Here is an 11,323-nt window from a genome sequence, read left to right on the forward strand (position 1 = left end):
ACGTTACTGTCGCTTGTGTTCTGTGGTGCGATCGAGGCGGGGGCCGGTTGTCGGTAGCGGCGAGCGGTTCCAATTGGCGTCCATTCGCGTGATTCGCGGGTCTACTTTCGGAATGGGGATGTGCCCGCTAATCACGCGAATGGTCGCGAATAGGCGAGTGCTGGTGCTGTCCTGTGGCGCCGGTACCTGCTTCGCCTCCGTGTCTTCGTGAACTCCGTGAGAAGCCGTCATCCTGCGAGCTTGCTTGCTCATCTATCAGGGCCCGCGTTAGAATGCGGCTGTCAAAACCGTTCCCGATTGGAACAGTCCGTGAACCAGTAACCACCAAATGCACGTGAGCACGGGTGGTTCGTTTGTCGGTCAGCTTGCTCGTCCAGTGCCCGTGCCACGTGATTTGCAACGTTACCGGGCTTGAGCTCTAGCGGTGTCGCATTCGCTGCAAACACCTTGGCTTCGTCGCATCACGTTGCGATGGGCAGCGCGTAACCTGTCGCCATCCGGTTTCCCCCGACGGTGCGTTTGACTTCGTTCCCACCTATGGTCGATGACAGGATGCTATTTGTGATGCAGATGGTCACGGGCAACGCATATGGATTCGGCCCGCCATTCGTAGCACGCATCATTGTCAGCATGTGGTGGATCATCGACGACGAATCTGCTGCAACTGAACGCCAGTCTAGCGATGGCTCATTCCTGCGTTTGCCGGCAACCGTTTTGTTGCTCGGTCGGTCGCGTCTGGGGTACAATGCCCTGCAATCTCAAAGGCCGAACCCGTGGCGATGGTAGACGCGGTGTCGGTAACCAAAAAATGCACTGGAGCACGGGTGGTGCGGTTTTTGGTCGGCTTGCAAGTCAACTGCCCGTGCCCAGTGTTTTTCAACGTTCTTGCTGTCCGTGGTTGCGCGGTCGAACGCCCGGCTTCGTGATGGATGCTCGGTCGATGGTCCAGGTCCGTGATGGATGCGCGGTCGATTGCCGGGCTTGCTGATTGTAGCTGGAATCTCCGTCTGCCCCTGTTCCTGCCATCGCGAGAACTGGTCACAAATGTCGACCCCCACCTATCTTCCTACCTCCATGTTCCTACCTGTCCCTCGCGAGCAGATGGTAGGAAAATGCATGCAGTGATTTGCAGGTGACGCGGTCATTTGTTGCTTAATCCCGTTCCGGTCGGTATTCTGAGGTCGATCCCGAGCGGCGGGGTTGGCAAGCCGCCCGTGAATTCGATCGCCTCGCAAGAACAAAGTGGTGCACCCGAGCGGCGGCAACGTCGCGTCGTGTTCACCAGATCCCGGGTCGCCGCCGGGTGACCACCAACGTTCGTCCGCTTCGTTCACCGTTTACCGGCGACGGCACGGCGTGTAAACTTGACGTTGGAGGAATGCCCATGTCGCTCGAGAATCTGCTGTCGTCGCTGAGTCCTAGCGAAAAAGTTGCCGCCATGAATTACCTGTGGCGCGAACTGTCCGCTCAGCCGGAGGAACTTCCCTCACCGGCTTGGCATGGCGACGTTCTGGCTGATCGCGTTGCGAATCCATCGCGCGAGTCGCGACTTCCGCTTGATGCCGCCATGGATGACGTCAAGGAGCGGCTTAATGGACGTCGAGCTAAGGGATGAAGCCAGAGAGGACCTGGTCAACGGTGCGTTGTTCTATGCTGGTCGATCCCTCGGACTCGAAGTGCACTTTCTCGATTGCCTCCGGGCGGACCTAGAAAGCCTCAAATCCACTGCCGGCGTCCACGAGCAGTACCGTGGGTTCCATCGGAAACTCTCTCAGCGTTTTCCATTTGCGGTCTACTATCTGGTGGCAGGTGAAATCGTTGACGTGGTCGCCATTCTCGATTGTCGGGAGCATCCGGAATTTACTTCTGCGAGACTCGGACGAACCAAGCGGTGAACGGGAGCCGCCGGTCACGCGGGTTTTGAGATCAAAGTCTTTGGCGGCGGCCCCGTTACCGCCAACGTTCCCCGACTGAAATCTTCCCAACACATATTGCGAACTTAATGCACAGATGGGTTGTGACATTCACATTGCCGTTGAGTACGACCATCCCGAACTGGGATGGCAGCCGTTTATCACTGGCGGTGTTTTTATTCCTCGCGACTACGAGCTTTTCGGGGCACTAGCGGGCGTTCGCATGCCTGGAGGTCGTGCTCCACTGCATTTGCCGCGTGGCTTTCCAGACGACGCAACTGACATCGTTTGGGGAGCGTTTTACATGCTCGTTGTTCCTGATGAACGACCAGACTTCCGCACATTCGGATTCAGCACCATTCTTCGTTCACAAACTCATGATGCTGCTGTCGTTACGCGTTCGTGCGAGCTGATCGACGACGCAGCCTGGGTACTCGGGCCCGACTATCATTCGCTATCATATTTAGGCCGTAGTGAATTACTCTCGGCGTTGGATCAATGCGACGTTGGCATTGACTCTCTCCCGTGAGTTTCGCTGTATAATGGACTCATTGGCTTCGCTCGACACGCGGTTTGACGGCGATCGTTCTCGACTACTTATGGCATTTTACGACTGAGCGTAGGCGAGCGGGGAACCAAACGATGCAACCGAGCGGCGAAGTCGGGCGTTTTGACAATGGAAGATCTTCCGTCGCCGCCGGCTGATCGTAGACGTTACTGTCGCTTGTGTTCTGCGGTGCGATCGAGGCGGGGGCCGGTTGTCGGTAGCGGCGAGCGGTTCCAATTGGCGTCCATTCGCGTGATTCGCGGGCCTGCTTTCGGAACGGGGATGTGCCCGCTAATCACGCGAATGGTCGCGAATAGGCGAGTGCTGGTGCTGTCCTGTGGCGCCGGTACCTGCTTCGCCTCTTTGCCTTCGTGGACTCCGTGAGAAGCCGTCATCCTGCGAGCTTGCTTGCTCATCTATCAGGGCCCGCGTTAGAATGCGGCTGTCAAAACCGTTCCCGATTGGAACAGTCCGTGAACCAGTAACCAACAAATGCACGTGAGCACGGGTGGTTCGTTTGTCGGTCTGCTTGCTCCTCCTGGGCCCGTGCCACGTGATTTTGAACGTTCTGCCGTCAAGATCTCCGCGTTTGCCGACATGGTTTCGTTCGTCTAGAATACGGCTACCAATAAGGAGACATCCGTGGCTGATTCACCTTCGCCTGTGCGTGACACATTAACTGAGATTGCTCGATTGCTTCCGACTGATGCATCGTTGGAAGACGTTCAGTATCACCTCTATGTGCGACAGCAGATTGAGGCCGGACTAGCTGATGAAGAAGCGGGACGTCTCATCGATACGGACGAAATGCGGAGACGTCTTACCGCACACAAACGCGCGAAAGAAAACCGAGGCTAACGGGTATTCGATGGACTGAGAAGGCGTCAGCCGACGCTCTTGGTGTTTTCGATTACATCGCGGATCAATCTGGTGCATACGCGGAATCAGTGTACGAACGGATTCTTCAAAGGCCTGGGCAGCTGGTTGCTCACCCCCGGTCTGGATCCGTTGTGCCCGAATTTGGACGTGACGATATTCGTGAGCTTTTTGTGTATTCGTTTCGACTAGTTTACCGAATCGCAGGGGACGAGATTCGAATATTGACTGTCATTCATGGCAGCCGAAAACTGGTCCCGGATATGCTCCGAGAGGCAGAACAATGAAATGCACGCGAGGCCGGGAGTCGCGGTTTTTGGTCTGCTTGCAAGTCGTTCGCCCGTCCCGCGTGATTTCTAGCGTTCTTGCTGTCCGTCGTTGCGCGGTCGAACGCCCCGATCCGCAAGTGCCAAACCTCGGAATTGTCAGATCCGAATTGGATACGCGGTCGATTGCCAAGATTCCCGATGGTTGCTGGACTTCCCGTTAGCATTCGCCCCTGCCGTTGGGCGAGAACCGGGCGCGGATATCGACCTCCACATATCTTCCTACCTCCATGTTCCTGCCTGTCCCTAGCGAGCAGAAGGTAGGAAAATGGAGGTAGGAAAATGCATTCAGTGACTTGCAGGTTGCGCGGTCAATTGTTGCTAAGTCTCGATCCGGCCGGTATCTTGAAGTTGGCTAGATCGGCAGCCTCGGCGAACCGTCCGCCAATGCAATCGCCGCGCAAGAACCATGTGGTGCACACGAGCGGCGGCAACGTCGTTTCGTGTTCACACAATCCTGGGTCGCCGCCGTGTGACCACCAACGTTACTGTCGCTTGTGTTCTGTGGTGCGATCGAGGCGGGGGCCGGTTGTCGGTAGCGGCGAGCGGTTCCAATTGGCGTCCATTCGCGTGATTCGCGGGCCTGCTTTCGGAACGGGGATGTGCCCGCTAATCACGCGAATGGTCGCGAATAGGCGAGTGCTGGTGCTGTCCTGTGGCGCCGGTACCTGCTTCGCCTCTTTGCCTTCGTGGACTCCGTGAGAAGCCGTCATCCTGCGAGCTTGCTTGCTCATCTATCAGGGCCCGCGTTAGAATGCGGCTGTCAAAACCGTTCCCGATTGGAACAGTCCGTGAACCAGTAACCAACAAATGCACATGAGCCCGGGTGGTTCGTTTGTCGGTCTGCTTGCTCCTCCTGGGCCCGTGCCACGTGATTTTGAACGTTCCCCGATCGATAGACGCACGGTCCTCTCCTGCTCGAAGTTCGTTAAGATACGGCGATGCAAAGTGTCTATCTCGAAACCACCGTAATCGGCAATATCGCTGGTCGTGTCCATCCTGACCTTGCGATGGCAGCTAGGCAGTCCGTGACTCGACGATGGTGGGACACTGCCGCGGAACGCTACGAACTGTTCGTCTCAGCATTGGTTGTCGAGGAATGCAACGGCGGTGACCCACAGGCTGCCTCGGAGCGTTTCGCAGTGATTGGCAACCTTCCTATGCTCGATGGCGGCGACGACGCAAAGTCGCTCGCCGACTCTCTGCTCGATGGCAACGCAGTGCCTCGATCCGAGCCCCGTGACGCCACGCACATCGCTATTGCCGCCGTGAACGGGATCGAATTGTTGGCGACCTGGAACTTCAAGCATATACTTAACCCTACCACGCAACACATAATTGATGCTGTCTGTCGCAAGGCGGGCTATGAGCCGGCAACAATATGTACACCTGAACAACTGCTGGAGGCGTTCGATGATTCCTGATCCTACGGCTGAGATCAAACGAATTCGACACCAATTGGGTGCAGAAGACGATTTCGATCTCGATCGCATTTTCGCTCGCATTCGTCGGGTGCAAGCTGAGTCGGGTCGCAGAATCGTTCGTCGACCTTCACGTAAACCGGCGAACCATGCGATGCAACGGAGCGGCGGAGGGGACGTTTCTGCAGGTGGAGAGTCAACTCCCGCCGCCCACTGACCGCCAACGTTCTTGCACGTTCAGAGTCGTACTCAGGGCGCAGCCCGGTACTCGTACTCCTACCCGAATGTCCGGTGACGAGTAGCGAATGCACCGCCGATTCGGCCGTGGTTGCGATGCTGCCATTTCTCCCGAATCGAGTACGAGTACCGCGTAGCTGAGTACGAGTCAGAAGCTTGCTCCATGGTTGCTGGACTCCCCGTTAGCATTCGCCCCTGCCGTTGGGCGAGAACTGGTCATAAACCTCGCTCGCCACATATCTTCCTACCTCCATGTTCCTACCTGTCCTTAGCATGCAGGTGGTAGGAAAATGGAGGTAGGAACATACAGGTCCATCCGGGATTTTCGTGGGTTCAGCCCAACTGCAAGGTTTTCTTAGGCACCCGCGGTGGTGTCCGAAGGGTGTGGTCTACCGGATCAAAAATGCTGGCGGCAGGCAATGCTTGCCACCAGCCAGAGACACCACTGGGCGCACCCCGACCGCGATATCCCTGGCCGTGCCCGCGTCCCCGCAGAGCTTGGTTCCGTTTCTCGCGGCAACTTCAACGAAATGGATGAAGACACCGCAGGCAAATCCTTCGGGCACCACCGCGGGTGCCTCCGAAAATCCACCATCCTTGGCTTTCCCGCGACAAACCCGGAGGCATCAAATATTAGGACACCACAAAGGAGAAATCCGTGGCAGCAGGGGAAAACAAGGTGTATCCTAACTCCGAAAGCTACCGTTCTACTCGCCGGGAGGATGAATGCTTCCTTTGCCGGTCTGCTCGCTTGTGTTGTGCCACGTGATTTTGGATGTTCGCTACGGGACTTCATCGCACGTACACCGCTGGAAAAAAAGGATGCAATTGCTTGTGATACCCTTGACCTTGCGATTCGTCGTTGCGACCACATTGCTGGCGACCATTGGTCAGACTGCGAGGGCCGAGAACGATGCTGAAGTGATCGTCTACGGCTCCACACCGGGTGGGTTTTGTGCTGCGATCGCCGCCGCACGCGAAGGGGCTTCGGTCATTTTGCTGGAGCCGACAGCACACGTTGGTGGGCTGAGCACCGGCGGGCTGAGCCACTGCGACTCGAACCAAATGGTCCGCAGCACACTGATGGGGCTGTTCGACGAGTGGCACACGCGCGTCGTGAAAGACTATACCGATCGGGGCCTTAAGGCGCCGTACAACCCGGCAAACAAAGACCAGTCGCGGTGGACCTTCGAGCCGCATGTTGCCATGCGAGTGACGATGAAGATGCTGGAGGAAGCCGGGGTCAAAGTGCTGACCGAACGCTATCTCAAGGCGGTCACCAAAGACGGACCGCGAATCACGTCCCTGGTTACCGGGAACGGTACGTTCACTGCCAGAGTCTTCGTCGACGGTACCTACGAGGGCGACTTGATGGCGGCTGCGGGCGTCGACTGGACAATCGGTCGCGAGGGCCGCGAGGTATACGGTGAGTCGCTTGCCGGCAAGCAGTACCCGAAGCAGAAGATGGACATCGATGGCTTTGGGGAGGACGGCAAGTTGTTGCCGCTGGTTACTACCGACGACGCCGGCGGCAACGAAGCGGGCGACAACGAAGCGGGTGACGGGAACGTGATGACGTACAGTTTTCGGCTGTGCCTGACCGACGTCCCCGACAACCGCGTGCCGATGCCCAAGCCGGCGAACTACGACCCTGCCCGGTTCGAGATTGTCCGCCGCGCATTGCGGGCGGGGGAGAAGCGTGTCGGCTTCGACCTCTATCCGCTGCCCGGCAAAAAGTTCGACGGCAACAATTCGATCGGCGGCCAGTTTTCGATCGGGCTTGTCGGCGGCGGCAACGACTGGCACTCGGCCGACGAAGCGGGACGGAAGGAGATTTGGGAAGCCCACAAGCAGTACACACTCGAGTTTATTCACTTCCTGACAACCGACCCGGCCGTGCCGAAGAAGACGCGAGACCGCTATGCCAGCCTCGGCCTGTGTCGTGACGAGTTTGCCCCGTACGACCATTTTTCGCCAGCGCTTTACGTCCGCGAATCGCGCCGCATGAAGGGTCTGTATGTGATCACGCAGAAAGACATCCTCGAAACGCCAGAGAAGGATGATCCGATCGCGATCTCGTCGTTTCCGATCGACTCGCACGACTGCCAGCGGATCGCCCTGCATGGCGGAGGCGTGGTTAATGAGGGGACGATCTTTCCCGTGCGGAGAGCGACTTCTAATCAGGGCTATGCGTATCACGTGCCGTACCGCTCGATCCTGCCGCGGTCCGAGCAGTGCGACAACCTGCTGGTGCCAGTAGCGCTGTCATGCACGCACGTCGGCATCTCGTCGCTGCGAATCGAAGGTGCGTGGATGGTTATCGGTCAGGGAGCCGGCATTGCTGCTGCGCTGGCGGCGGACCAAGATGTGAAAGTTCAGAAACTGGATTACGAAAAACTCCGCGAGCGACTGCTGGCCCAGAATCAGGTGCTGGATTTGCCGGATGCTTCCGATCTGCCATCGGCGAGCGGATCCGTCTCGGCGGAGACGTTGCCGGGAATCGTACTAGACGATCGACAGGCAGAGCTGACCGGCAACTGGTCTCGATCAACGAATTTCAAACCTTACATTGAAAGTGGGTATATCTATAGCGGAGGGAAGGATTCCAGCGCGACGGCCACCGGCAGGTCGACCGCCACCTTTCGGTTCAAGGCGCCGAAGTCCGGTGAGTACCGATTAATGATGGCCTATTCCGCACACGAGACGCGGGCCACGAACGTTCCCGTGGTGGTCAGCAGCGGCGGCAAAAAGAAAACATTCAGCGTAGATCAAACCCAGCCGCCGCCCCGGGGGAAACACTTCAGAACCGTGGGTACGGTACCATTGGAAAGCGGAGTCGAAACCATCATCACCATCAGCAACAGGCAGACGATGGGCTTTGTGATCGTCGACGCGCTGAGCTTGCTGCCGAAAGACCAGTAGGCGAACAAACGCATGCACCGGAGTGCGCGATCGGTGCAAGAGTTGGAGTACAACAGTTTTGCTTCGGGCGTATCGATCGTCGGCGGTTGGCTTCCCGGAATCGTTTACTCCGGGGTGTGCGTTGCGATTGTTGCCATGGCTTCAGCGGTCACGCAACGAATCACCAACAAGCCGCCCGAGCCGTGACATGATGCGGACGTACGGGCGGTGTCATTCCTGCCATCTGATTGGGACTTTGCGCTGTCAGTCGGAGCGGGCCGACTGGAAACCCTTTCGCCGGGTGTCCGTTACGGAGCTAGCACAGCGCCGGCCGGGGCGGCATCGCTGCGGCCGGCCAGCACGTTGCGGATGTATCCCGGGCGGTCGGTCGTGATCGAATCGACGCCCAGGTCGGCGAAAGCCTTGGCATCATCGGCGTCGTTGACCGTCCACACGTGCAACTCCTTGCCCGCCTCGCGAACCGCTCGGGCGAAGGCTTCGTCCAGGACGGCTCGCTTGCCCTGGCTGCCCAGTCCGGTCGCCTGCGTCTGTTTCAGGGTTTCGATCACCTGTTGGCGGCTGGGCGACCAGCGTCCGGTGGTTTTGTTGCGTTTGTAACCTGTCAGGTAGTTGGCTTTGTACTGGGGCATGGTCTCGCGAGCCCCCCGGATGACGGCTTCGTTGAAGCAGATGATGACCACCTGTTCGGGGTCGAGCCCGGAGCTTTCCAGCTGGGGTTTCAGCACCGGCAGGATTTCGGGCCCGCATTTGATTTCCAGAAAGATCTGCTTGCCTGCGGGGATGGTTTCCAGCACTTCGGCCAGCGTCGGAATCTGCTCGCCCTTGTACCGGGGGTGTTTCCAGCTGCCCACGTCCAATTTTCGCAGCTCTTCCAGCGTTGCCTTGGCGGGGGTCAGGACGGGGGCCTGAGGGGCGACGCGTTTGGTGTTTTTGTCGTGCAAGCACACGATGTGCTGGTCGGCGGTCAGGTAGAAATCGCCTTCGATAGCGTCGGCGTTTTGCTGCCAAGCTTGTCGAAAAGCGGCCAGCGTGTTTTCGGGGGCGTCGTGGGAGGCACCGCGATGGGCGACGATTTGTTGGCCCAAAGCGGTGGATACCATGGGAAAAACCAGGATGGTTAGAAAGGTAAGCAGGTGGCGCACCGTTTACTCCTCGGAGAATCTAGTTGCGGAAAGGGGGGAAATCTAGTTGCGGAACGGGAAGAAACGTCAGAGTGTAACAGGCCCGCGGGACGTCGTCTCGCCGGTATCGCGGCGGCGATGGACCGGCGAGTCCCACGGTTTTCCGCGGGCATAGCTGTGGCTGGCACGAAGGTTGCTCATTTTTGTCAATGCTTCATTCGCAGGAAGCGTTCTCGCAATCTCGAGGGTACTGAGATGCCAATCCAACACCATGCACAGGTCGAGTTTATCGGAGGCCCCATCGACGGGCAGATGCTGCATTTTTCCGAAACGCTCAAACCGTTCGTCGTCGTGCAGACCCTGGCTCGTGCTCGTCGCGTGAGCCTGTTTGTTCAGCTGTTTCGGATGCTGTGTTTCTATGACCACACCGAACCGCCGGTATTGGCGATCTACGAACTGGAGGGCCAGCGGTATCGCTACGTGCGGTCGACGCTGGGGACCGACGCCACCTGGGCCCATCAGAGCGTGTGCCAGTTGGTCCAGGATCGTCCACCGTTTCGCGCCTGTACCACCTGTGTCGAGAAACCCTAAACTCTGCCTGCAACCCCGCCGCATCAATCACCTTTGAAGGAGTCGCCGCTGTATGGCAGGGCAAACACCCGGGGCGCGTCACGAAATCGAACCGGCTGGATTTGAGCACGAGTCGCACTTGGTTGTGATGGGGTACGTGTTGTGGATCGTCGGCTTTACCGGTGCTCACCGTTTCTATTACGGTCGGCAGTTGACCGGAACGCTGTGGTTCTTCACCGGCGGGCTGCTGGGCGTCGGCTGGTTGATCGACGTGTTCCTGATTCCGGGAATGAACCGCAGCGCGGACTTGCGCTACACCCAGGGTCCGTACGACTACAGTCTTGGTTGGATCTTGCTGACGTTCCTGGGACTGTTCGGCGTGCACCGCTTTTATCTGGGGAAATGGTTGACCGGTCTGCTGTACTTGGTCAGCGGAGGGCTGTTCGGCGTCGGTTGGCTGTACGACCTGTGGACGTTGAACGAGCAGATCAGTTTGAAAAATCTGCGTGGCTGACTGGCCCGATCATTCGTTCGCCGCCTGGCCATCTCGCTTGTGCTGTAGCAGCCAGGTGAAGAACTCGGGATTGTCGTAAGTTTGGGTCCAGGAGTTGTGACCGGCATCGGGATAGATCGTCAGTTTGACGTTTTTCGAACCCAGTCGCTTCAGGCCAGCAACCATCCGCTGCGATTCGTCGACCGGCACGACGGTATCTTCCCCGCCATGAAAGGCCCAGACCGGAAGGTTCTGCAGCGCCGCTCTCTGGGCTGCGGGGACGAGCAAAATGTCCAGCAGTTCACCGCCACCACAGATAGGTGCAATCGCCGCAAATCGCTGGGGTTCGGCAATGCCCAGATTCCATGTTCCGTAACCGCCCATGCTGAGTCCGGTAAGGTAAACCCGATCGGTGTCGATGTTCAGACGAACGGTCACGTCATCGAGCAAGCGAGACAGGGCGGACGTGTCCCAGGTTTGGTCCTCGGGGCACTGCGGCGAGACGAGGACAAAGGGGAAGTCCGGATCCGTCTCGACCAACTTCGGCGGGCCGTGAATCTTTACCCGGGCCAGATCGTTGCCCCGTTCACCGGCTCCGTGCAGGAACAACATCAGCGGCCAGCCTGACTCGCGGTCGGCATCGTACGCTTTGGGCAGATACAGCAGATAGTTCAACTCCTGTTTCTCCACGGCTTTGTAACGGAATTGCTGTGGAGTTTGGTTTCCGATCATGTCTGGGTTCGTTGGCTGGCGTTCGGCGGTGTTCTGGGAGGGGACGTCCTGAGCGGTAAGGGACGTTGCGGCCAGTAGCGGCAAGCACAAGGTCAGGGCGAGGCAAGTGGTGAAACGATTGACGCACATAAGGGTTGGTCCGCAGGGGATTGGTGGTGGGTTAGG

General features: G+C 58.2%; 10 protein-coding genes. 8 read left to right on the top strand and 2 right to left on the bottom strand.

The features are described 5' to 3' along the window. The first annotated feature begins 1,384 nt into the window (after positions 1-1,384). The 6 genes from GE027_RS18875 (at position 1,385) to GE027_RS18900 (ending at position 8,242) form a co-directional block, all read left to right on the top strand. Positions 1,385-1,615 carry an addiction module protein gene (locus GE027_RS18875; RefSeq protein WP_162006817.1) on the top strand — a complete coding sequence of 77 codons (231 nt, stop codon included), beginning with the start codon at positions 1,385-1,387 and terminating at the stop codon, positions 1,613-1,615. After that, on the top strand, positions 1,593-1,895 hold the full coding sequence (locus tag GE027_RS18880; protein ID WP_202617471.1) for a type II toxin-antitoxin system RelE/ParE family toxin: 303 nt from the start codon (positions 1,593-1,595) through the stop codon (positions 1,893-1,895). The genes GE027_RS18875 and GE027_RS18880 overlap by 23 nt, the downstream gene beginning before the upstream one ends. 1,207 nt (positions 1,896-3,102) lie before the next feature. Next, positions 3,103-3,318 (top strand): hypothetical protein, encoded by a 216-nt coding sequence (locus GE027_RS18885; protein ID WP_202617472.1) that lies wholly within the window; start codon positions 3,103-3,105, stop codon positions 3,316-3,318. Positions 3,319-3,323: 5 nt separating this feature from the next. After that, a complete protein-coding gene (locus GE027_RS23790; protein ID WP_153558807.1) occupies positions 3,324-3,623 on the top strand; it encodes a type II toxin-antitoxin system RelE/ParE family toxin in 300 nt (99 codons plus the stop codon). Between the two features lie 980 nt (positions 3,624-4,603). Further along, complete coding sequence (locus tag GE027_RS18895; protein ID WP_153558783.1) at positions 4,604-5,086, top strand: type II toxin-antitoxin system VapC family toxin; 483 nt, start codon at positions 4,604-4,606, stop codon at positions 5,084-5,086. Positions 5,087-6,142: 1,056 nt separating this feature from the next. Beyond that, positions 6,143-8,242, top strand: a complete 2,100-nt coding sequence (locus GE027_RS18900) for an FAD-dependent oxidoreductase (RefSeq protein ID WP_153558784.1) — start codon at positions 6,143-6,145, stop codon at positions 8,240-8,242. 287 nt (positions 8,243-8,529) lie between these two features. Here GE027_RS18900 and GE027_RS18905 read toward each other — a convergent pair whose 3' ends face one another. Continuing rightward, entirely contained in the window at positions 8,530-9,384 is an 855-nt protein-coding gene (locus GE027_RS18905) for a glycerophosphodiester phosphodiesterase (RefSeq protein WP_237607654.1), read from the bottom strand. A gap of 234 nt (positions 9,385-9,618) precedes the next feature. On the opposite strand from GE027_RS18905, the gene GE027_RS18910 reads away from it, so the two are divergent. Both GE027_RS18910 and GE027_RS18915 read left to right on the top strand, forming a co-directional pair. Further along, positions 9,619-9,954, top strand: coding sequence for a hypothetical protein (locus GE027_RS18910; protein ID WP_153558785.1), 336 nt, complete (start codon positions 9,619-9,621; stop codon positions 9,952-9,954). 52 nt (positions 9,955-10,006) lie between these two features. Next, positions 10,007-10,447, top strand: a complete 441-nt coding sequence (locus GE027_RS18915) for an NINE protein (RefSeq protein WP_153558786.1) — start codon at positions 10,007-10,009, stop codon at positions 10,445-10,447. A gap of 9 nt (positions 10,448-10,456) precedes the next feature. On the opposite strand, the gene GE027_RS18920 is transcribed toward GE027_RS18915, so the two are convergent. Further along, positions 10,457-11,158, bottom strand: a complete 702-nt coding sequence (locus GE027_RS18920) for a carboxylesterase family protein (protein ID WP_237607655.1) — start codon at positions 11,156-11,158, stop codon at positions 10,457-10,459. Positions 11,159-11,323: the final 165 nt, after the last annotated feature.

It is taken from the genome of Roseimaritima sediminicola (assembly GCF_009618275.1).
Lineage (GTDB): Bacteria > Planctomycetota > Planctomycetia > Pirellulales > Pirellulaceae > Roseimaritima > Roseimaritima sediminicola.

What these genes read in the sequence shown, in the direction of transcription:
- GE027_RS18875 (WP_162006817.1), top strand. Translation starts at nt 1,385, where the DNA reads ATGTCGCTCGAGAATCTGCTGTCGTCGCTGAGTCCTAGCGAAAAAGTT.
- GE027_RS18880 (WP_202617471.1), top strand. Translation starts at nt 1,593, where the DNA reads ATGGACGTCGAGCTAAGGGATGAAGCCAGAGAGGACCTGGTCAACGGT.
- GE027_RS18895 (WP_153558783.1), top strand. Translation starts at nt 4,604, where the DNA reads ATGCAAAGTGTCTATCTCGAAACCACCGTAATCGGCAATATCGCTGGT.
- GE027_RS18900 (WP_153558784.1), top strand. Translation starts at nt 6,143, where the DNA reads ATGCAATTGCTTGTGATACCCTTGACCTTGCGATTCGTCGTTGCGACC.
- GE027_RS18910 (WP_153558785.1), top strand. Translation starts at nt 9,619, where the DNA reads ATGCCAATCCAACACCATGCACAGGTCGAGTTTATCGGAGGCCCCATC.
- GE027_RS18915 (WP_153558786.1), top strand. Translation starts at nt 10,007, where the DNA reads ATGGCAGGGCAAACACCCGGGGCGCGTCACGAAATCGAACCGGCTGGA.
- GE027_RS18920 (WP_237607655.1), bottom strand. Translation starts at nt 11,158, where the DNA reads ATGATCGGAAACCAAACTCCACAGCAATTCCGTTACAAAGCCGTGGAG.